Annotated in this window: 21 protein-coding genes and 1 pseudogene; 19 read left to right on the top strand and 3 right to left on the bottom strand. The window is 69.7% G+C overall.

Annotation, left to right across the window (positions count from 1 at the left end):
* Nucleotides 1–33: 33 nt before the first annotated feature.
* From AB0H50_RS03295 to AB0H50_RS03225, 15 genes are all read left to right on the top strand, one after another.
* A complete protein-coding gene (locus AB0H50_RS03295) occupies nucleotides 34–2,355 on the top strand; it encodes a Tex family protein (protein ID WP_357447237.1) in 2,322 nt (773 codons plus the stop codon).
* 34 nt (nucleotides 2,356–2,389) lie between these two features.
* Entirely contained in the window at nucleotides 2,390–3,277 is an 888-nt protein-coding gene (locus tag AB0H50_RS03290) for a hypothetical protein (RefSeq protein WP_357445964.1), read from the top strand.
* Nucleotides 3,278–3,478: 201 nt separating this feature from the next.
* Nucleotides 3,479–3,820, top strand: coding sequence for a 50S ribosomal protein L19 (gene rplS / locus AB0H50_RS03285; RefSeq protein ID WP_357445961.1), 342 nt, complete (start codon nucleotides 3,479–3,481; stop codon nucleotides 3,818–3,820).
* 104 nt (nucleotides 3,821–3,924) lie between these two features.
* Entirely contained in the window at nucleotides 3,925–4,677 is a 753-nt protein-coding gene (gene lepB / locus AB0H50_RS03280; RefSeq protein WP_357447234.1) for a signal peptidase I, read from the top strand.
* Between the two features lie 57 nt (nucleotides 4,678–4,734).
* Nucleotides 4,735–5,490, top strand: coding sequence for a ribonuclease HII (locus tag AB0H50_RS03275; RefSeq protein ID WP_357445958.1), 756 nt, complete (start codon nucleotides 4,735–4,737; stop codon nucleotides 5,488–5,490).
* Nucleotides 5,491–5,612: 122 nt separating this feature from the next.
* The gene (locus AB0H50_RS03270) at nucleotides 5,613–5,918 is read left to right on the top strand and encodes a DUF2469 domain-containing protein (RefSeq protein ID WP_011210678.1); all 306 of its coding nucleotides are present in this window, start codon (nucleotides 5,613–5,615) and stop codon (nucleotides 5,916–5,918) included.
* A 171-nt stretch (nucleotides 5,919–6,089) separates the two neighbouring features.
* Nucleotides 6,090–6,446: a YraN family protein gene (locus AB0H50_RS03265; RefSeq protein ID WP_357445955.1), complete on the top strand. Its 357-nt coding sequence runs from the start codon at nucleotides 6,090–6,092 to the stop codon at nucleotides 6,444–6,446.
* Nucleotides 6,446–7,954, top strand: a complete 1,509-nt coding sequence (locus tag AB0H50_RS03260; protein WP_357445951.1) for a YifB family Mg chelatase-like AAA ATPase — start codon at nucleotides 6,446–6,448, stop codon at nucleotides 7,952–7,954. Before AB0H50_RS03265 ends, AB0H50_RS03260 begins: the two co-directional genes overlap by 1 nt.
* A gap of 53 nt (nucleotides 7,955–8,007) precedes the next feature.
* The gene (gene dprA / locus AB0H50_RS03255) at nucleotides 8,008–9,165 is read left to right on the top strand and encodes a DNA-processing protein DprA (RefSeq protein WP_357447231.1); all 1,158 of its coding nucleotides are present in this window, start codon (nucleotides 8,008–8,010) and stop codon (nucleotides 9,163–9,165) included.
* Nucleotides 9,166–9,563: 398 nt separating this feature from the next.
* On the top strand, nucleotides 9,564–10,487 hold the full coding sequence (locus AB0H50_RS03250) for a tyrosine recombinase XerC (protein ID WP_357445948.1): 924 nt from the start codon (nucleotides 9,564–9,566) through the stop codon (nucleotides 10,485–10,487).
* Between the two features lie 36 nt (nucleotides 10,488–10,523).
* Nucleotides 10,524–10,769, top strand: a complete 246-nt coding sequence (locus tag AB0H50_RS03245; RefSeq protein ID WP_357445945.1) for a hypothetical protein — start codon at nucleotides 10,524–10,526, stop codon at nucleotides 10,767–10,769.
* Nucleotides 10,770–10,995: 226 nt separating this feature from the next.
* Entirely contained in the window at nucleotides 10,996–11,361 is a 366-nt protein-coding gene (locus tag AB0H50_RS03240; protein ID WP_357445942.1) for a DUF202 domain-containing protein, read from the top strand.
* Nucleotides 11,358–11,672, top strand: coding sequence for a DUF202 domain-containing protein (locus AB0H50_RS03235; RefSeq protein WP_357445939.1), 315 nt, complete (start codon nucleotides 11,358–11,360; stop codon nucleotides 11,670–11,672). Before AB0H50_RS03240 ends, AB0H50_RS03235 begins: the two co-directional genes overlap by 4 nt.
* 46 nt (nucleotides 11,673–11,718) lie before the next feature.
* Nucleotides 11,719–13,620, top strand: coding sequence for an alkyl sulfatase dimerization domain-containing protein (locus AB0H50_RS03230; RefSeq protein ID WP_357445936.1), 1,902 nt, complete (start codon nucleotides 11,719–11,721; stop codon nucleotides 13,618–13,620).
* 446 nt (nucleotides 13,621–14,066) lie between these two features.
* Nucleotides 14,067–14,771, top strand: coding sequence for a GAF and ANTAR domain-containing protein (locus AB0H50_RS03225; protein ID WP_357445933.1), 705 nt, complete (start codon nucleotides 14,067–14,069; stop codon nucleotides 14,769–14,771).
* A 4-nt stretch (nucleotides 14,772–14,775) separates the two neighbouring features.
* On the opposite strand, the gene AB0H50_RS03220 is transcribed toward AB0H50_RS03225, so the two are convergent.
* Complete coding sequence (locus AB0H50_RS03220; protein WP_357445931.1) at nucleotides 14,776–15,504, bottom strand: GAF and ANTAR domain-containing protein; 729 nt, start codon at nucleotides 15,502–15,504, stop codon at nucleotides 14,776–14,778.
* A 243-nt stretch (nucleotides 15,505–15,747) separates the two neighbouring features.
* Here AB0H50_RS03220 and AB0H50_RS03215 point away from each other — a divergent pair, with 243 nt between their 5' ends.
* Nucleotides 15,748–16,449 (top strand): GAF and ANTAR domain-containing protein, encoded by a 702-nt coding sequence (locus AB0H50_RS03215; RefSeq protein WP_357445928.1) that lies wholly within the window; start codon nucleotides 15,748–15,750, stop codon nucleotides 16,447–16,449.
* Between the two features lie 196 nt (nucleotides 16,450–16,645).
* Complete coding sequence (locus AB0H50_RS03210) at nucleotides 16,646–17,245, top strand: sigma-70 family RNA polymerase sigma factor (RefSeq protein ID WP_357445926.1); 600 nt, start codon at nucleotides 16,646–16,648, stop codon at nucleotides 17,243–17,245.
* Between the two features lie 27 nt (nucleotides 17,246–17,272).
* On the opposite strand, the gene AB0H50_RS03205 is transcribed toward AB0H50_RS03210, so the two are convergent.
* A complete protein-coding gene (locus tag AB0H50_RS03205; protein WP_357445923.1) occupies nucleotides 17,273–17,794 on the bottom strand; it encodes a DUF1990 domain-containing protein in 522 nt (173 codons plus the stop codon).
* A gap of 104 nt (nucleotides 17,795–17,898) precedes the next feature.
* Nucleotides 17,899–18,417, bottom strand: a pseudogene (locus AB0H50_RS03200) (M23 family metallopeptidase); the annotation flags it as partial.
* A 799-nt stretch (nucleotides 18,418–19,216) separates the two neighbouring features.
* Here AB0H50_RS03200 and rpsB point away from each other — a divergent pair.
* Together rpsB and tsf are read left to right on the top strand one after the other, a co-directional pair.
* Nucleotides 19,217–20,032: a 30S ribosomal protein S2 gene (gene rpsB, locus AB0H50_RS03195; protein ID WP_357445920.1), complete on the top strand. Its 816-nt coding sequence runs from the start codon at nucleotides 19,217–19,219 to the stop codon at nucleotides 20,030–20,032.
* A gap of 97 nt (nucleotides 20,033–20,129) precedes the next feature.
* Nucleotides 20,130–20,954, top strand: coding sequence for a translation elongation factor Ts (gene tsf, locus AB0H50_RS03190; RefSeq protein ID WP_357445917.1), 825 nt, complete (start codon nucleotides 20,130–20,132; stop codon nucleotides 20,952–20,954).
* Nucleotides 20,955–21,168: the final 214 nt, after the last annotated feature.

Here is a 21,168-nt window from a genome sequence, read left to right as displayed (position 1 = left end):
GCCGCCGCACCGACCGGCGTCGCCCCGGTCAGCGTGGGCAGGCGGCTCGCCGAGGAACTCGGGGTGCGTGAGAGCCAGGTCCGTGCCGCGGTCGAGCTGCTCGACGCGGGGTCGACCGTGCCGTTCATCGCGCGCTACCGCAAGGAAGTGACCGGCGGGCTGGACGACGTCCAGCTGCGTCAGCTCGACGAACGGCTGTCCTATCTGCGCGAACTCGACGAGCGCCGGGGCGCGATCATCGAATCCATCCGTGGCCAGGGCAAACTCGACGACGCGCTGCTCGGGCAGCTGATGCTGGCCGAGACCAAGGCCCGCCTGGAGGACATCTACCTGCCGTACAAGCCGAAGCGGCGCACCAAGGCGCAGATCGCGCGCGAGGCGGGTCACGAGCCGGTGGCCGACGCGCTGATCGGCGATCCGTCCACCGATCCCGCCCAGTACACCGCCGAGCAGCTGGACGGCGCCCGCGCGATCCTGGTCGAGCGGTTCGCCGAGGACGCGGATCTGGTTGGCGAGCTGCGCGAGCTGATGTGGAACCGCGGTCAGATCACCTCGAAGGTGCGCCAGGGCAAGGAGGAGGCGGGCGCGAAGTTCGCCGACTACTTCGAGTTCGACGAGCCGTTCCACAAGCTGCCCTCGCATCGCGTGCTCGCGCTGTTGCGCGGCGAGAAGGAGGACGTGCTCAGCCTGCACCTGGAGCCGGACACCGAGGAGCCAGAGCCGGGGGAGCGCAGCGTCTACGAAGGCCGGATCGCGGTGCGTTTCGGCATCGCCGACCGCGGCCGCCCCGCCGATTCCTGGTTGTTGGACACGGTGCGGTGGGCGTGGCGTACCAAGCTTCAGGTCAGCCTGGGCATCGACATCCGGATGCGGCTGCGCCAAGCCGCGGAGAAGGACGCGGTCGACGTGTTCGCCGCCAACCTGCGCGATCTGCTGCTGGCCGCGCCCGCGGGCACGCGGACCACGATGGGCCTCGACCCCGGCTATCGCACCGGCGTGAAGGTCGCGGTCGTGGACGCGACCGGCAAGGTCGTGGCCACCGAGGTGATCTACCCGCACAAGCCGCAGGGGCAGACGGAGAAGTCCCTCGCGGTGCTCGGCGCGCTGGTCGCTCGGTTCGGCGTCGAGCTCATCGCGATCGGCAACGGCACCGCGTCACGCGAGACCGACGCCCTTGCCGCCGAACTGATCTCGCGCATACCGGAGAACAAGCCGACCAAGATCGTGGTCTCCGAGGCGGGCGCGTCCGTGTACTCGGCCTCCGCCTACGCCTCCCAGGAACTGCCGGACATGGACGTGTCGCTGCGCGGCGCGGTGTCCATCGCGCGCCGCCTGCAGGATCCGCTCGCGGAGCTGGTGAAGATCGACCCCAAGTCCATCGGTGTCGGGCAGTACCAGCACGACGTCTCGGAGATGCTGCTGGCCCGTTCGCTGGGCGCGGTGGTCGAGGACGCGGTGAACGCGGTCGGCGTCGACGTCAACACCGCTTCGGTGCCGCTGCTCTCGCGCGTCTCGGGTGTCGCGTCCTCGGTGGCGGAAAGCATTGTGGCGCACCGTGACCAGCACGGTCCGTTCCGCAGCCGCACCGCGCTGCTCGACGTGCCCCGCCTCGGTCCGAAGGCGTTCGAGCAGTGCGCGGGCTTCCTGCGCATCCGCGGCGGCGAGGACCCGCTGGACAGCTCCGCGGTGCACCCCGAGGCCTATCCGGTGGTCCGGCGCATCCTGGAGTCCACCGGGCGCGGGGTGGCCGAGCTGATCGGCAATACCACGGTGCTGCGAGCGTTGCGGGCCGCGGAGTACACCGACGAGAAGTTCGGCGTCCCGACCGTTACCGACATCATCAGCGAGCTCGAGAAGCCGGGCCGCGACCCGCGTCCCGAGTTCAAGACCGCCGAGTTCGCCGCGGGCGTCGAGAAGGTCGCCGACTTGAAGCCGGGCATGGTGCTCGAAGGTGTGGTGACCAACGTCGCGGCGTTCGGCGCGTTCGTCGACGTGGGCGTGCACCAGGACGGTCTGGTGCACGTCTCGGCCATGTCGCATACCTTCGTCAAGGATCCGCGCGAAGTCGTCAAGTCCGGTGACGTGGTGAAGGTGAAGGTGCTCGAGGTCGACGTCGCCCGTCAGCGCATCGGACTTTCGCTGCGTCTGGACGACGAGCCGGGCGCGCCCGCGAAGAACGAGCGCGGCGGCAATCGCGGCCAGGGCGGCGGCCGGCAGGGCGAAGACGGCAAGCAGCGGCAGAATGGTCGAGGACGGCAGCAGCAAGGCCGCGGTCAGGGTAATCAGCGGCGCAATGCCCCCGCGCCGAGCGGTTCCATGGCCGACGCGCTGCGCCGGGCCGGTTTCGGACAGTAGGCGCCAGCGCGGGGGCGGAGGGATGTAGGCGGCGATGCGACGGTGGCTCGAGGAAGACGTGATCGAGCAGGGCCGCCTGCCCTTGCTGTTCTTCCTCTTCGGCTTCATCGTCGGGTTCCTGTTCATCCGGCTCAGCGTCCGGATGATCAGGGCCGAGGTGCGCTGGTGGCCGGGCAACCTGCGGGCCGGGTCGGTGCACATCCACCACATGGTGTTCGGCGTCATCCTGGTGCTCGGGTCCGGGCTCGGCTTGGTCGCCGTCTTCGAAGACGGGAGCAACGCCACCGGGGCCGCGCTGTCCGCGGCGTTCGGCGTCGGCGCCGCACTGGTGCTCGACGAGTTCGCGCTGATCTACTACCTGCGCGATGTGTACTGGGAGGAGCAGGGCCGCACCTCGGTGGACGCGGTCTTCGTCGCGCTGGCCGTGACCGGGCTGCTGCTGCTCGGCTTCCATCCGCTGTCGCTGTTGGAGATCAACAACTTCCGCGACTCCATCGGCACCGCCGCGCGGATCGTGGCGATCATGTTCGCCCTCGTGAATCTGATGCTGGCCGCGATCGTCATCGCCAAGGGCAAGATCTGGACCGGCCTGTTCGGCATGTTCTTCCCGCCGCTGCTCGTGGTCGGCGCACTGCGGTTGAGCAGGCCGGGCGCGCCGTGGGCGCGGTGGCGCTACGCCGAACGGCGGCGGCTGAGGTACCGGGCGATCGTGCGGGAACGCCGGTATCGCAGGCCGGTCATCCGGGCCAAGATCTTCGTGCAGGACCTGGTCGCGGGCAAACCGAGTGTCGAGCACGTCCGCACCGCGGCGGAGGCGGAGCTGGCCAGGACCGTGGTGCCTGCGCCGCCCGCGCCGCACCGGGAGCACCACTACCACCTGCCGTGGGCGGCGGAGCACGGCGAGGAGCACGGATCGGCCTGAGTGCTCGTGGTCGCGTTGCTCCGGCCCGGTGCCCGATACTGCGGGCCCGATTTTCGGCGAGGCCCTCTGGTCTGGCACAATGCACAGGTTGCCCTGGGTGCATGTCGACCCCGGGAGCATCCCTTAATTCGGAGCATGAACCGGTCGAGCACGCTCGTGCCGCCAGGGTCCTCTGTTCGCGCGAACTCCAGAAGGATGGAAATGAACACCCTTGACTTCGTCGACGAAAAGTCGCTGCGCAGCGATGTCCCCGACTTCCGTCCGGGCGACACCCTGAACGTGCACGTGAAGGTCATCGAAGGCTCGAAGGAGCGCATCCAGGTCTTCAAGGGCGTCGTGATCCGTCGCCAGGGCGGTGGCATCCGCGAGACCTTCACCGTCCGCAAGGTGTCGTTCGGTGTTGGCGTCGAGCGCACCTTCCCGGTGCACAGCCCCAACCTCGACCACATCGACGTCGTGACCCGCGGTGACGTCCGCCGGGCGAAGCTGTACTACCTGCGCGACCTGCGCGGTAAGGCGGCCAAGATCAAGGAGAAGCGCTGAGCGTTTCGCCGTGACCCGGCACAAATGATCTTCACTGGCCCGGCACCGGACGCGAGTCATGGTGCCGGGCTAGTCTGTTCCGCGTGGCAGACGAAAGTGGGTCGGTGTCGGTGTCCGGATCGGACGACGAGGGGGCGGGACGCCGCGGCAAGCGGCAGGCGAAGAAGACGAAGAAGCAGCGCCCGTTCTGGCAGGAGCTGCCGGTCCTCATCGTGATCGCGGCCGTCATCGCCGCGCTGATGGTCAGCTTCGTCGGGCGGCCGTACGTGATCCCCTCTCAGTCGATGGAGGAGACCCTCCAGATCGGCGATCGCATCTACGTGCAGAAGGTCAGCTACTACGGCAGCGACCCGCAACCCGGTGACGTGGTGGTCTTCGTCGGACCGCCCTCCTGGAACACCCGCTACCAGTCGATCCGCTCGGACAACGCGGTGGTGCGCGGGGTGCAGAACTTCTTCTCTTTCTTCGGCCTCGTGCCGCCCGACGAGAACGATCTGGTCAAGCGGGTCGTCGCGGTCGGCGGCCAGACCGTGCAGTGCTGCGACGCGCAGGGCAGGGTCATGGTGGACGGCAAACCCCTGGACGAGCCGTACGTCCAGAACGACTACCGCTGGCTCTCCGGACAGCAGAACGCCACCTATCCCGCGGGCCGCGTGTTCGGTCCGGTGAAGGTTCCGGAGGGACACCTGTGGGTGATGGGCGACAACCGCAACCAGTCCGCGGACTCCCGCGCCCACGTCGGTGACGAGCTGCAGGGCACTGTTCCCATCGACAATGTGCGAGGCAAGGCGGTCATGAAGATCTGGCCGCCGAACCGGATGGGCCTCATCCGTTCACAGGACCCTCAGACGAACTGAGGCGCGCGGCCGCAGCATAATTGGACGGTGGGGCAGGCCGGAGCGATGGGTAACCGAATGACGGCGAGCAACGGGTGGCCGCCGCGCGTGGTGATGCGCAAGGCGGGTGGCCTGCGCACGCTGGAGGCGGCGCTGATCCGCGGCGGGCTCGGCCCGGTGGCGGGCGTGGACGAGGCGGGTCGCGGCCCGTGCGCCGGACCTCTCGTCGTGGCGGCCTGTCTGCTCGCCCCGAAGGCCTACGACAAACTCGCGGGTCTCGACGACTCCAAGAAGCTCACCGAGGCCACCCGCGAGGGGCTGTATCCGGTCATCACCCGGTTGGCGCTGTCCTGGAAGGTCGTGGTGATACCGGCCTGGGAGATCGACTCCATCGGCATCCACGTGGCCAATATCGAGGGCATGCGCCGCGCCGTGGCGGGTCTCGGGCACACTCCTGGCTACGTGCTGACCGACGGGTTCCGCGTCCCGGGCATTCCGGTGCCATCGCTGCCTGTGATCGGCGGTGATGCTGCGGCTGCCTGCATCGCCGCGGCCAGCATCCTGGCCAAGGTGACCAGGGATCGGATCATGGTCGAGATGGATCAGCGATTCCCCGGCTACGGTTTCGCCGCGCACAAGGGCTACAACACGCCCGAACACACCGCCGCGCTCAACGCCCTCGGTCCGTGCAGCGAACACCGGCGATCGTGGCGCAATGTGCGCGAGACGGCGGGATTACGGCCGCTCGATCCGGCCGTCGAATACGCGGACGCGGTGCTGGCAGACGGCCTCGAGGACGGCCGGGTAGCTACCGATGCCGCCCATGCGGGATGATTGTAGAGACGACCAGGCGGTGTGAGCGTCAGGCCAGGAGGCAGTAGCGCGGGGTAACCACGCAGGCCACGCGAATGCCGCCGATAGGATGCAGTGCGGCGAGAAGGAGGACGTGCCACCCGATGAGTGCCGAGGATCTCGAGAAGTACGAAACCGAGATGGAGCTCTCGCTGTATCGCGAGTACAAGGACATCGTCGGGCAGTTCTCGTACGTGGTGGAGACCGAGCGCCGCTTCTACCTGGCCAATTCCGTGGAGCTGCGCCCGCAGAACGCCGACGGTGAGGTGTACTTCGAGGTGCGCATGAGCGACGCCTGGGTGTGGGACATGTACCGGCCCGCGCGCTTCGTCAAGCACGTCCGGGTGATCACCTTCAAGGATGTCAACATCGAGGAGCTGGAGAAGCCCGACCTGCGGCTTCCCGAGTGATCCCGCGGCCAGGTCCGCTGGCGTAGCCCGGTAGCGCACCGCGACGACGGATCGACCCGGCGACGAGCGGCGCGACGGCGTGTTCTCCACAGCGCAGGCGTCATCCACAGGGCGGATATCGGCCCAGGTCGTCGCGGCCGGACCGCGGCGCTGTGCGGTCACGATCGTCGGGTGGCAGACAAACAGGCGCTCGGCGCGTACGGGGAAGAGCTGGCGGCACGGTTCCTGCAAGACGCGGGCATGGAGATCGTGGTCCGCAACTGGCGGTGTCGGTACGGCGAACTCGATCTGATCGCGCGTGACTCCGACACCACCGCTTTCGTCGAGGTGAAGACCCGCAGCGGCCTCGGCTTCGGCACGCCCGCCGAGGCCGTCACCTTCACCAAGCAGCAGCGGATACGGCGGCTGGCGTTGCTCTGGCTGGCCGAACAGGACGGTCCGTGGCGGCGGATCCGCTTCGACGTGATCTCGGTGCTGATCGCGCCAGGCCATCGCCCGGTGATCGATCACCTCGAGGCGGTCTTCTGATGGCGCTCGGGCGCGCCCATTCGGTCGCGGTCGCGGGTGTGGACGGGCAGCTGGTCGAGATCGAGGCCGACATCGGCCAGGGTCTGCCCTCGGTGCACTTGGTCGGACTCCCCGACACCGCGCTCTCGGAATCCCGCGATCGGGTCCGCTCGGCGGTGGCGAATTCGGGGGAGAAGTGGCCGGACGGGCGGGTGATCCTCGCGCTGTCACCCGCGACCCTGCCCAAGATCGGTAGCGTCTACGACTTGGCGCTGGCGATCTCGGTGCTGGACGCGGCGGGCGCGGTGCCCTCGGAGCGGCTGGCGAAGACGGTGCTGCTCGGCGAGCTCGCCTTGGACGGGCGGGTGCGCCGGGTGCGCGGCATCCTGCCCGCGGTGATCACCGCGCGCAACGCGGGCTGGTCGACGGTGGTGGTGCCCGAATGCGCTTTGGCCGAGGCGGGTTTGGTGGAGGGCGTCGAGGTGTTCGGCGCTTCCAGCCTGCGCGCCGTGGTCGCCTGGCTGCGCGGGGAGGGCACGCTGCCGGAGCCGAACGGTGAACTGCCCGACACGGCGCGTTCCTGCGGCGACCTCAGCGAGGTGGTCGGTCAGGACGAGGCCCGATGGGCGCTCGAGGTGGCCGCGGCGGGCGGGCATCATCTGCTGCTCACCGGGCCGCCAGGCATCGGCAAAACCATGCTGGCACAACGTCTTCCCGGGCTGCTGCCGCCGCTGTCGGAAGCGGAGGCGCTGGAGGTGACGGCGATCCACTCGGTGGCGGGCGCGCTGTCCAGCGAGCATCCGCTCATCACGGAGCCGCCGTTCGTCGCGCCGCACCATTCCACCTCGGCGGCGGCGATGATCGGCGGCGGCTCGGGCTCGGCCCGTCCCGGCGCGGTGAGCCGCGCCCACCGCGGCGTGCTCTTTCTCGACGAATGCGCCGAGATCGGCGGGAAGGTGCTCGAGGCACTGCGAACTCCCTTGGAGGAGGGCGAGGTTCGCATCGCCCGCCGCGACGGGGTGGCGCGGTATCCGGCGCGCTTCCAGCTCGTCTTGGCGGCGAATCCGTGCCCGTGCGCGCCCGCCCGCGACGTGGACTGCATCTGCGCGCCCCTCGCGCGTCGTCGCTACCTCGGCAAACTGTCCGGGCCCTTGATGGATCGGATCGACATCTGGGTGCAGATGCACGGCCAGTCCGGTGCGACGTTCAGCACCGACGCCGCCGAGAGCAGCGCGGTGGTGCGCGAACGCGTCGCCGCCGCCAGGACGGCCGCGCTGCACCGCTGGCGCGAGGACGGCTGGCTCACCAACGCCGAGGTCCCGGGACACGCACTGCGCCAGCGGTTCCGGCTGCCGCGCGAATCCGTGGCTCCGGTCGAGGCGGCCCTGCGCATGGGCCGCATGTCCGCCAGGGGCGCCGACCGCGCCATTCGCGTCGCCTGGACGGTATGCGATCTGCGCGGGGCCGACGTCCCCAGCGCGCAGGACGTCATGCTGGCGCTCAACTTCCGCCAGCGGGGTGTGCAGTGAACGAGCTGGAGGAGATCGGCGGTTCCATTGGGGCGCAGGACGTTTCGCTACGGGTGGTGGATGCGGACGAGCAGCGGCTGGCTTGGGTCTACCTCTCACGGGTCGTCGAAGGGCCCTGTGCGGCAGTGTCCGCGTTGATCGAATCGGTCGGGGTGGTGGAGGCCGCGCGGGCGGTGCGGGAATGCGATCTGCCGGAGTCGCTGCGCGGGCCGACCCGGCGGAGGCGCGAGATCGACTCGGCGGCCGATGATCTGACGGCCATCGAGCGGATCGGTGGCCGTGTGGTGACACCCGACGACCCCGAGTGGCCCGCGTGGCGGCTGCTCGGACTGAGTCAGCTCGAAGCGGGGCGCGATCCGGATAGCTCGGTGCCGCTGGTGCTCTGGGTCCGGGGACCGCACTCGCTCTTGGAGTCGAGCGAACGAGCGCTGGCCGTGGTGGGTTCGCGGTGCAGCACGGGATACGGCGATCGGGTCACGGCCGAGATCGCGGGCGAGCTGGCCGCTCAGGGCTGGACCATCGTGTCCGGCGCGGCGTTCGGCATCGACGCGGTGGCGCACCGGGCGGCGCTGGCGGTCGGCGGGCCGACCATCGCGGTGCTCGCCTGCGGTGTGGATCGCCCGTATCCGGCCCAGCACGAACGGCTGCTGTCCGAAATCGCGGAGGTCGGTCTCGTGGTCAGCGAGTACCCGCCGGGCACGATGGCCAGAAAGCATCACTTTTTGGCCCGCAATCGGCTGGTTGCGGCGTTCGCCGACGGCGTGCTCGTCACCGAGGCCGGGCTGCGCAGCGGCGCGCGTAACACCGTGAAATGGGCGCGGCGACTGGGCCGTCCGGCCTTGGCGGTGCCGGGGCCGGTCACCTCGGCGGCGTCGACGGGATGTCACCGGATGATCCGCGACGGTGAGGCGCTGCTGGTCACCCGCACCGAGGAAGTCATCGACGAGGCAGGCCCGCTGCGCCTGTCCTTGCCCGGCAGCGGGGGCAGCGTTCCGGATACCCCGGAGCACCTGACCGGCGACGAGGCCGCCGTCTTCGCCGCGCTCCCAGCGATTGGTTCCCGCCTGCCTCACGAACTGACCCGGCACTGCGCACTCCCGCTGCCTGCCATCCGCGCGGCCCTCGTCGCGCTCGAGCTGGCGGGATTGATCGGTCTCGACGAGAGCGGTTGGCACCGTAAGCACGCGAGGGGATCAGGAGGCCGCTCATGAGATCTTGTCCGCCGATGCCTGTTGCGCGTTGCGAGGTGCGGCGAAGTACTCCGGTCGTTCCCGTGCGCCGCATGACGCGGCGGCCACTCCTCGGCATCGACACCACCGCTCCCGCCATGGTCGCCGCCACCCCGCCCCGAACGCAGGCTCGGCGGCGACCGCGTCGTTCGCCGCGATCTCCCGGCGCGGCCGCAGAACGGCGCGTGTTCGGTCGCGGACGACCGGGAGACGCTGGTCGTCATGTGCGAAAACCGCTGCCGCCGTCGCCCACTCGGCTCTCCAGCGCACGCTCGCGACGGCTCGCTCGAGGTCTTTCGGGATGGGATGCGCGACACCCCGGGACGCCCGGCGCGGCGCGGTTCCTTGCCAACCGTCGAGTCCGCGGCGACCGTGGTGGGGTGGAAGACCTGCCGGAGGACTTGGACGCGCTGCTGTCGGAATACGGGCGGCACTTGCGGCTCGGCCGGAATCGCTCGACCCATACCGTGCGCGCCTATCTCGGCGACGCTCGTTCCCTGCTGGGGCACCTGTACGCCCGCTCCCCGGATTCCGCGATCAGAGAGCTGGACCTGGCCTTGCTGCGGTCCTGGCTCGCGGAGCAGGCGGCGAGCGGCGCGGCACGCACGACGATGGCGCGGCGCGCGTCCTCGGCGCGCACGTTCACCGGGTGGCTCACCAAGACCGGCAGGCTCGAGGTCGACCCCGGACTGCGGCTGGGTTCGCCCAAGGCGCACCGGACGCTGCCCGCCGTGCTCGGCAGGCAGCAGGCGGTTGCGGCCATGAACGCGGCGGAATCCGGTGCAGCGCAGCACGATCCGATGGCGTTGCGGGACAGGTTGATCGTCGAGTTGCTGTATTCGACCGGGATCAGGGTGAGCGAACTGTGCGGCCTGGACGTCGACGACGTGGACCGGGAGCGGCATCTGGTGCGGGTGCTCGGCAAGGGGAACAGGGAGCGCTCCGTCCCGTTCGGCGCGCCCGCCGACCGTGCCGTCGCCGAGTGGCTGCGCTACGGCCGCCCGGCGTTCGCGACCGCCGAATCGGGACGCGCACTGCTGCTCGGCAGACGCGGCCGCCGTCTGGATCAGCGGCAGGCCAGGAGCGTGGTGCACGAGGTCGTTTCGGCGATCCCCGGCGCGCCCGATCTCGGCCCGCACGGACTGCGCCACAGCGCGGCCACCCACCTGCTCGAGGGCGGCGCGGACCTGCGCGTGGTGCAGGAAGTGCTCGGCCACGCCAGCATGGCCACCACCCAGCTGTACACGCACGTGTCCATCGAACGGCTGAAGAAGGTGCACGATCAGGCGCATCCGCGCGCCTGAGGCAACGGAAAGGCCCCACCCGGTCCAGGACTGCCCATGCCGTCGCGTCGCGGCGCAGGCGGCGCGTACGACGCCTACTCGCATATCGACGGCATCACCCGGCGCACGCCATGGCGGATGGAGCAGTCGGGCATGCGCGCTCGTGTGGGCGGGGCCGAGCTGATCCTCGGTGACCACCCGATGGCCGCGGAACTGGCCGCGCTGGATCTGCCCATCCGGGTGCCACTGACCTCGACGGTGGATCGGCTCGCGATGACCTTCCACGACGCCGCGCCGGTGTGATTCCGGGTCGCCGCGGGCGTGTCGCGCGCTCCAGCGAGGTTCGTGGACGACCGATCGGTCTGCCGATACGCTGACGTTGCGGAATGTTTGCTTGCGGCACGAATCGGACCAGAGACGGAGTGGTGCCCGTGCACCCTGGCGGAAGCGTGACCCCGGACGCTCTTCAGCGCCCGGCCGATTCGGCTGCGGCCGTGTTCGTTTCGCACTCGTTCCCGGGGGAGGCGGCGTGACACTGCCGGGTGTCGGCGCGGAGTCGGAGGACGGCGAGGAGAACGTCGACTATCGCTTCACGCTGGCCAACGAACGGACCTTCCTGGCGTGGATGCGCACCTCGCTCGGCCTGCTCGCGGGCGGCGTCGCCGTGCACGCCCTGGTGCAACCGTTCCACATGGCCGGTCTGCGACGGCTGCTCGCGGTCAGCTGCATTGTGCTCGCCGTCGTCGTCGCGCTCGGCGCCTACCTGCACTGGCGCCGGATCGGGCGGGCGATGCGCCGCGGCGAGCCGCTGCCGCAGACACTGTTGGTGCCGATCCTGTCCGCGGGTATCGGCGCCGTCTCGATCATGGCGTGTATCGCGGTGCTGCTGCGATGACGGCGAGGGATCCGGGCCTGGCCGCCGAGCGCACCGCGCTCGCCTGGCGCCGCACCGCCATCAGCGCCATGGTCGTCGCCGCGCTCTGCATCGAGCACGTGGTGGGTTCCGGCTGGCGCGCGGCCGCGATCGCCCCCGCTGTCGCGGCGGCGACCATGGTCGCGGTGGCGGTCGCGGGCTACCTGCGCAGCCGGTGGTTGCGCCACGGCCACCGCGGCAGACCCGACGGCGTCATCGCTGCGACGACGCTGGCGGTGCTGTTCGCCGGTTGTGTCGCGGCCGCACTGGGTTTCACGGAACCACCGCGATGATCCATGCCAGGACAGACGAGTTCGGCCGAGACGAAGGAGGAGAACGATGCCCGATGTGACCGAACCGACCGAGGTGATCGTCGCCGCGCAGCAGCGCGCCGCGACGATGCTGCCGTTCGCCGACGAGGCCGACCTGACCGACTCCCAGCGCGGATTCGTCGCCGCGCTGGAGCCCGGCGTGGTCACCCAGGACGACGGATCCGTGGTGTGGGACAACGACTCCTATGGTTTCCTGCGCGAGCCGTGCCCCGCTTCCGTCCATCCCAGCCTGTGGCGGCAGTCGGGGCTGGTCGCCGCGCAGGGACTGTACGAGGTGACCGACGGGATCTATCAGATCCGCGGCTTGGATCTGTCGAATATGACGCTGGTCGAAGGAGATCGGGGCGTCATCGTCATCGATCCGCTGATCTCGGCCGAAACCGCGGCCGCTGGTCTGCGGCTGTATCGCGAGCATCGCGGCGAGCGCCCGGTCACCGGGATCGTCTACACCCATTCGCACGTCGACCACTTCGGAGGCGCGTTCGGGGTCGCCGACCCGGAAGACGCAGCAGAAGGCCGGATTCCGGTCATCGCGCCCGCGGGGTTCCTGGAACATGCGGTGTCCGAGAACATCTTCGCGGGCACCGCGATGGCACGCCGGGCGGCCTACATGTACGGCGCCGTGCTGCCGAGGGGCCCGCTGGGTCAGGTGGGCGCGGGCCTCGGCCAGACCACCTCGCTCGGCACGGTCACCCTGATCGCGCCGACCGTGGACATCACCGAGACCGGCCAGGAGATGACGGTCGACGGCGTGCGGATCGTCTTCCAGATCACGCCGGGCACCGAGGCGCCCGCCGAGATGAACTTCTACTTCCCCGATCGCCGCGCGCTGTGCATGGCCGAGAACGCCACTCACACCCTGCACAACATCGTCACCCTGCGCGGCGCGCTGGTCCGCGATCCGCACGTGTGGGCCCGGTATCTGACCGAAGCCATCAACCTGTTCGCGCGCCAGTCCGACGTCGTGTTCGCCTCGCACCACTGGCCGACCTGGGGCACCGAGCGCCTGGTGGAATACCTTGCGCTGCAACGTGACCTATACGGATACCTGCACGATCAGACGTTGCGGATGCTGAACCAGGGCTACGTCGGCGCCGAGATCGCCGAGCAGCTGACCCTGCCGCCCGCGATCGAGAACGCCTGGCACGCGCGCGGCTACTACGGTTCGGTCAACCACAACGTCAAGGCGATCTACCAGCGCTATCTCGGCTGGTTCGACGGCAACCCGGCGCACCTGTGGGAGCATCCGCCCGTCGAATCGTCCCGCCGCCACGTGGAATTCATGGGTGGCGCCGAGCAGGTACTGCGCAGGGCGCGCGAGTCGTACGCCGCCGGTGACTACCGCTGGGTCGCGCAGGTGGTCAACTATGTGGTCTTCGCCGAACCCGGCAACGAGGCGGCGAAGGACCTGCTCGCCTCGGCCTACGAGCAGCTCGGGTACGGCGCCGAGAACGCGACGTGGCGCAACTTCTACCTCAGCGGAGCCTACGAACTGCGCTACGGCTCGTTCGGCACGCCGACCAAGGTCGACTCGATGGCCATGCTGACCGCGCTGACCGTCGACCAGATCTTCGACGCCATGGCGCTGCGCGTGGACGGTCCGAAGGCATGGGACATGCGGGTGATCACCGACTGGCACCTCACCGACGAAGGTCGGGTGTACCGGCTGGAACTGAGCAACGGCAGGCTGACCCACTACGACCGGCCCGAGGGCGTCGCACTGCCCGACGCGGACGCCGAATTCACCCTCACCAGGGCGACCATGATCCGAGTCCTGTTGCAGGGCGAGGACTTCGGGGTGGCCGCCGCCGCGGGCGACATCGCCATCGATGGCGATCCGACCAAGCTCGCCGCCCTGGTCGGGGTGTTCGACGAGCCGGATCCGGATTTCGCCATCGTGACGCCCTGAGCGGCCGCGGCACGGCGACCGCGGGCCCGCGTGCAGGCGGCGCTCATGTCCATCGGAACCTTCGACGGGTCCCTGCCGCTGCCCGCCGCCATGAAGCGCGCGACCGCCACGCCGCCGCGGCACTGCGCTCGGCCCTCGGCGCCATCGACAACACCGCCGTCGAGGTCGGGGACGCGCGAGCGGGCGCGATCGAGGAGAGCGCGGCCGGGCTCGGCGGCGCGGAGGTCGCGCGGCGCGACCTGAGCGAGGCCGACATCGAGGGCACCGTCCGCGCCGAGATCGCCGAACGCCTGAGGGCCGCGGCGGCCTACGACGAACTGGGACGCGTCGATCGCGGCGACATGCTGCGCGCGGAGACGGACGCGCTGACCGCCGTGCTGTAGCCGCCACGCGCCAAGGGATTTCGCTATTCTGGCTGCTGCCGGTCGATTCCAGGCGGTTCATAGATGGGCGTGGCGGAGTTCGAGTTACTCACCGAGAGATTCCTCTCCGCGCTGCGCCGAGGCGGAGGCGACATCTCGGCAGCCTGCCAGGCCGCCGTGCAGGTGCTCCCTGTGCAGCGGGCCGCCATCATGATCGACGAACGCGACGTGGGCGTGCAGCCGTGGTGCAGCAGCGACGAGATCGCCGCGCGAGTCGAGACGGTGCAGGCGACGGTCGGGGAGGGGCCCGCGGTGGACGCGGTGGCCACCGGTGTGCCGGTCTCCGTCGTCGATCTGACCGAAAACTGCGGACGCTGGCCCGGTTTCGCCGCGGCGCTGGCGCGTGAACCGGTGTCCGGCGCGATGACGGCGATGCCACTGCGGCTGGGGGCGGTGCGGTTCGGCGCGCTGGATCTGTACCGGGCGAGCCCCGGTCGCGTGGACGGGGCGATGATTTCGGCCGGGCTGCACATCGCCGACATCATCACCGCCCACCTGGTGTCGGCGCGGTCCGGTTCCGCCGAGCACGCGGGGGAGTGGCTGCGCAGGCCGCTGACGAGCGCGTCGATCCACCAGGCCGCGGGCATGGTGATCGCGCAACGCGGTGTCGGCGCCGCTGACGCGTACGCCACGCTGCGGACTTATGCGGTGCACCAGGGGATTTCGCTGGCCGAGGCGGCCGAGCGGGTGCTCCGCAGGAGCGTCCGCTTCGACAACGGATCCCGCTGAACCGCTACGCCCGGCGTTCGACGGGCGTGGCCAGCACGACCCCCGCGTCGATGCTGCCCGCCACCACGGCGCCCGCCAGTTCGGCCATCCGCAGTCCACAGCGCCGCGCGTGGGCGCGCAGTCGCCCGAACGCCTCGGTCATGTCCAGGTCGCCGCGCTCGGCGAGCACACCCTTCGCCTGCTCGATGACCACCCGGTCCTGCAGCGCGACCGGCAATCTGGCCTGCATCGGCTCCACCCTGGGCCGCAGCACGTGCTGCGCGATGCCGATGGCGGCGAGGTCGGCCAGGATCTGCCCGGATCGCACGGCGGTCCGATCCAGTGCACCCGGCGCGGCGCCGAAGATGGTGAGGGCGCCGAGATTGTCCGTACGCAGCCGCAGCGGCAGGGCGTAGGCCGACCGGTAGCCGTGTTCCAGTGCGTACCTGGCGAATTCGGGCCAGACCAGGGTGGCGGCGGCGAGGTCGTCCACGATCGCCGGACTGCTGGTGCGATAGGCCTGTCTGGACGGCCCGTCGACCGTTTCGACGAGCAATCGGGCTCGCTCGTCGGTGGCGGCCAGCACCCGCAGTTCACCGCGATGGTCGCCGAGGAACAGACCGGCCTCTGTGCCGCCGGTCAATTCGGTACACGCGTCGACAAGTTGCTGGGATAGCTCCACCACGTCGAAATCGCTCGTCATCGTGCCGACGGACCGTACGAGCACGTCCAGCAGCGGCGCGTGTGCTCCCATGTCGGGTCTCCCTGAGTGATCGCAGTGACGGCTGAGTCAAGCGGAAGTGGAGCCTCGCCTTTCATGTTTGCACCCGAATAGCGTTCGTGTCGACCACACTTGCGGAGTCGCGCATCGAATCGCCAGGGCGGTCGAGTGTTTCGGCGAGTCGCCCGCCGTCCATACCATGAAGTGTTGGGCAGGTGCGGTGCGGTATCTCCGAGGTGGGCGCGCGACGTTCGCCGGCAACAGGGGTGGTTCGGTATGTCTGACAGTGATCAGCTGGTCACGGCCTTGTCCGGGCTCGTCGGGCTGCTGCCCGAACCAGGCGATGTCATCGAGCCGCTACACCGGGTGATCGACAGCGCCACCGACGCACTCGACGTGGCGGGTTGCGCGGTGCTGCTCGTGGCCGACGGACACTCCGGCGTCGTCACCGCCACCGCCGCGGCGCTGGCGGAGGTCGCGCTCAGCCAGCGCAGCAGCGAGCGCGGACCGGCGCTGGACGCGCTGCGCCACGGCGAACCGGTCGCCGTCGCCGACGTTCACGAGCGACACACCGCCTGGCCGGAGTACACGAGCGTCGCGGTGCGCCACGGTGTTCGCGCCGTGGCGGAGATTCCGATGCGGTCCGGCACGACGACGGTGGGCGCGCTGAGCCTGTACGCCTATCACCCGCGCGAGTGGACCGAACCCGAACTGTCGGTCGGCGCGTTGCTGGCGGGCATGGCCGCCGGGCATATTCTCACCGCCGAACGGCTCCGCGCCCAGCAGCGGCTGACCGAACAGCTGCAGCACGCGCTGGACTCGCGGGTCCTGGTCGAGCAGGCGAAAGGTGTGCTCGCCAACGCGCGCAACACGACGCCGCAGGCCGCCTACGAGCTGATCCGGGCGCACGCCCGCCGCCATCGAGTGAGCGTCCGCGCGGTGGCGGGCGGCATCGTCGAGCTCGGTCTGCGGATCTGAGCCGAGTTCTGCCGACGTCCGGGCTGGGCGTGCCGACCGTGCCCGAAGCGGCGGCGTGGTCCCGGACCGACCGGTAGTCTGGCCATTGGCGGATGTCCGAAACCCATGCCCCCGGACCGGAATCCGCGGTAGACGCCACCGTCCGTGTCCTCGACGGGTGGTCCATTCGTCAGCGTCCGCTGCCATCGGGGGCATCATGGTTCCGCCAGCTCTGTCTGCTCGCACGTCCACCCACCATCGGATTCCGGACACCGTCACCAACGCCGAGCTGGTGCGCCGGATCGGCGTCGGCGATCGCGACGCCTACGCACTGCTCTACGCCAGAACCCGCTCGCTCGTCTTCGGGCGGGTGCTCACGATCGTGCGCGATCCCGACTACGCCGAGGAGACCTGTCACGACGTCTACCTCCAGGTCTGGCGCAGCGCAGCAGGTTTCGACGAGCGGCGCGGCTCGGTGACGACCTGGTTGTGGACGCTCGCGCACCGGCAGGCGGTGGACCGGGTGCGCCGGGAACGCGCCGCGACCGATCGCGATCAGGCCTGGGCCGCAGTCGATTACGGCCGACCCGCCGACCACGTCACCGACGAGGTGCTGCGCCGCCACGAATACCGCTGTGTACGAACAGGACTGGCCGCCCTGACGCCACTGCAACGCGAATCGGTCCTGCTCGCCTACTATCACGACCTCACCTACCCCCAGGTCGCCGAGCGCCTCGGCGTCGGCCTCCCCGCCGTCAAATCCCGCATCCGCTCGGGACTGGCCCAGTTGGCGTCGGCGCTCTCGGCCGCGGTCTGAGGCCGCGCCCCGGGGGCCAGGCCCTGACTATGCCCGGGTGGGCAGTGTGGCGAGGTAGCGGCCCGCGACGATGCGTTGCAGGAGCCGAATCAGTGGGCCGCCCAGTGCGGTGTACCAGGTCGCGGCTTGGGAGAAGGCCGAGACGACGCCGTGGACCGAGTCGTCGGCGGGGTCGTACTCCACCGAGAACAGTTCCTCGCCGACCTCGGGGTGTCCGGGCAGCGTGCCGTAGGCGAAGCCACGCCGGTTCTCGTCGTCGTCGAGCACGTACACCACGCGGCAGGGCGCGACAATGGCTAGCGGCCCGATCCCGAGTCGAACGGTGAGCAGGGTGCCCGGTTCGGCGGTCGGCGTGCTCGCCTGATCGAAGATGCCGACGCCCTTCTGCATCCGATAGGCGAGGATCTCCGCGCCCGCCCGCTCGAACAGGTCTCTGCCGTTGCCGAGGCGGCGTCGTACCCGGAAGTGGTGGTAGCCCTCCGGGAATTCGCCCTTGGTGGCGCCGATCTCACGATAGGTGAACCAGGGACCGCCGAGCGCATTCTCCATCTCTCGATCATTGTCCGGTTCCGTGCGGTTCGGAAGGCGACCCGTGCCACAGCCGGTCTCAGGAGGGGGCGACCTTCCGACCCGGCTGGGACTCGTGCCGGTCCGACCGGTTCCAGGCGCAGTGGTGCGACGTGCAGCAACGCGAGCGGATCGAGGTATTCGGGCCGTCCGCGCCGACCGGCCTCCCGGCGCACTCCCCAGTGCAGACAGGCGGGAGCCGCGCACTCCGGGTGCCCTTCCTCCAGCGTTCCGATCGGAGTGCCCCGCGCAACGCGCGAACCGACCGAGACCCGCGCTTCGACCGGTTCGTACGTCGTCCGCAGCCCGCCGGGATGGTCGATCGACACGACCGGTTTGCCCGCCACCTCCCCGGCGAACACCACGATCCCGGCTCCCGCGGCCAGCACGGTCTGCCCGGGCGACCCGGCCAGATCGACGCCGCGATGGCCGGGCAACCAGTCCTGCGCAGGCCGCTCGAACCGCCGCTCCACCGCGGGCCGAGGCCGCAGCGGCCACCCGAACTCCCCGCCCGGCGCTGCCGCCGCCGTCGCGGTCGAGGCCGCGAGCAGCGCCGCGGCGACGGCGAAGAGCTCCCGTCTCCTCGCAAACAAGGCCACCTTCATGGCTTCGCCGACGCTCGGGTCACCACAGCTGCCACTGTGCCGAATGGGCGGAGTCGTTCGGGAAGGCCGGACGGCCCGCCACGATCGACAACCGCGTGTCTGGCACTGGCATCGGTGCGAGCTGGGGTAGCGGCAGTTCTGGCGTTCGCCGCGGCAGGCATGCCGACCCCGAACAGGACACGCCGGGACCGGACCGAAACCGCGTGTCGGGCACACGCAGCGGCATCGGCGCCAGCCGGAGGAACGGCAGTTCTCGCGCTCGAAGCGGCAGACACGCCGACCGCGGGCAGCCCGGATCAGCACCCGAGACCGGTCGCGCGTGCGCCGTTCCAGGTCGCGCGCCCACCAGTGCGAGCACGAACATCAAGGGAAGAATTACGGTGATCGAGAGTGAGGGTCGGTGCATGGGTTCGACCTTCGCCGGTCCGAATCCCTCGCGACATCCCCGATCCGGCATATGTGGACAACATCGGCCCTGTGGAAATCGCGCGTTTCGCCTGGCCGCGGCGTCGTGACCAGGTGATTTAGGTCAGGGACGTACCTGGTCGTAGACTGATCGAGCGGTCTGTGCCCGGCACGGACCGACTTCGCGCGCCACCCGTGCTTGTTCGTAACGGCGCCGTTCGAACCTCAGCTCCCGAATTCCGAGAGTGCTCGTTCGCGGCAGTGCCAGTGGGAACAGGGAATCGCCGGCTGGTCCCGATCGGTGATCCGACCGGGTCCGACGATTCGGAGGCGCCAGGGCAGCGGGTCGCCGACCCACTGCGTCAACCGGCAACGAAAGAGAGATACGGGAGCCATGGCTGTCGTAACTATGAAGCAGCTGCTCGACAGCGGCGCGCACTTCGGACACCAGACCCGGCGCTGGAACCCGAAGATGAAGCGGTTCATCTTCACCGACCGCAACGGCATCTACATCATCGACCTGCAGCAGACGCTGACCTACATCGACAAGGCCTACGAGTTCGTCAAGGAGACCGTCGCCCACGGTGGCACCGTTCTCTTCGTCGGCACCAAGAAGCAGGCCCAGGAGTCGATCGCGGCCGAGGCGACGCGCGTCGGGATGCCCTACGTGAACCAGCGTTGGCTGGGCGGCATGCTCACCAACTTCTCCACCGTGCACAAGCGCCTGCAGCGCCTCAAGGAGCTCGAGGCCATGGAGCAGACCGGTGGCTTCGAGGGTCGCACCAAGAAGGAAATCCTCATGCTCACGCGTGAGATGAACAAGCTGGAGCGGACCCTCGGCGGTATCCGCGACATGCAGAAGGTGCCCTCGGCCATCTGGGTCGTCGACACCAACAAGGAGCACATCGCCGTCGGCGAGGCGCGCAAGCTGAACATCCCGGTCATCGCGATCCTGGACACCAACTGCGACCCCGACCTGGTCGACTACCCGATCCCGGGCAACGACGACGCGATCCGCTCCGCCGCGCTGCTGACCAAGGTCGTCGCCTCCGCGGTGGCCGAGGGCGTGCAGGCGCGGGCCGGTCTGGCCTCCGGCGACGAAAAGCCGGAAGCGGGCGCGGGCGAGCCGCTCGCCGAGTGGGAGCAGGAGCTGCTGGCGCAGGCCGCGCCGGGCGCCGAGGCCTCCACCGAGACCCCGGCAGAGGCCTGAGGCTCGTAATCCGCTGTTTCAGCGGTGATCACCTAGGAGTGCCATGGTGATCACCGCTGCCCAGTAACTGAACTTCTCCAAAGGAGGCTCGCCACCGATGGCGAACTACACCGCTGCCGATGTGAAGCGGCTCCGGGAGCTGACCGGCTCCGGGATGATGGACTGCAAGAAGGCCCTCGAAGAGACCGACGGTGACTTCGACAAGGCTGTCGAGGTCCTGCGCATCAAGGGCGCCAAGGACGTCGGCAAGCGCGCCGAGCGCGCCACCGCCGAGGGTCTGGTCGTCGCGCAGGACGGCGTGCTGATCGAGATCAACTCCGAGACCGACTTCGTCGCCAAGAACGACGAGTTCCAGGGTCTGGCCAACCAGATCGTCGCGGCGGCCGCCAAGGCCCGCCCCGCCGACTTGGACGCGCTCAAGGCCGTCGACCTGGGCGGCAAGACCGCCGACCAGGCCGTGCAGGAGCTCGCCGCGAAGATCGGCGAGAAGCTGGAGCTGCGCCGCGCCGTGTCCTTCGATGGCCCGGTCGCGACCTACCTGCACAAGCGTTCCTCGGACCTGCCGCCCGCCGTCGGCGTGCTGGTCGAGTACCAGGGTGAGGGCGATGCCGCGGCCGAGGCCGCCCGCGCCGCCGCCATGCAGATCGCCGCGCTGAAGGCCAAGTACGTGACCCGCGACGAGGTTCCGGCCGACCTCGTGGAGAACGAGCGCCGCATCGCCGAGCAGACCGCTCGCGAGGAGGGCAAGCCCGAGGCCGCGCTGCCGAAGATCACCGAGGGCCGCGTCAACGGCTTCTTCAAGGACGTCGTGCTGCTCGAGCAGGCGTCGGTCACCGACTCGAAGAAGACCGTCAAGGCCCTGCTGGACGAGGCCGGTGTCACCGTGAGCCGCTTCGCGCGGTTCGAGGTCGGCCAGGCCTGACAGCATGCGAAGGCCCCTCATCCCGTCATCGCGACGGATGAGGGGCCTTCTGCTGTCCGCGTCCGGCGGCCGCAAGGCGACGCGGCACCCCGATCCCCGACCCGCACGTAGTGTGTAGGGGGTCTTCTGCGGTCGCCGAAACCGAGTAGGGCAGGATAGACACCGCCTTGTATTGCGGGATCGCAAACTTATCCGCTGTGCCCCTGATGCCTCA

Source organism: Nocardia sp. NPDC050793 (genome assembly GCF_040654065.1).
GTDB lineage: Bacteria > Actinomycetota > Actinomycetes > Mycobacteriales > Mycobacteriaceae > Nocardia.
The sequence above is the reverse complement of the archived record's forward strand: the minus strand, read 5'-3'. Positions and strand labels throughout refer to the sequence as shown.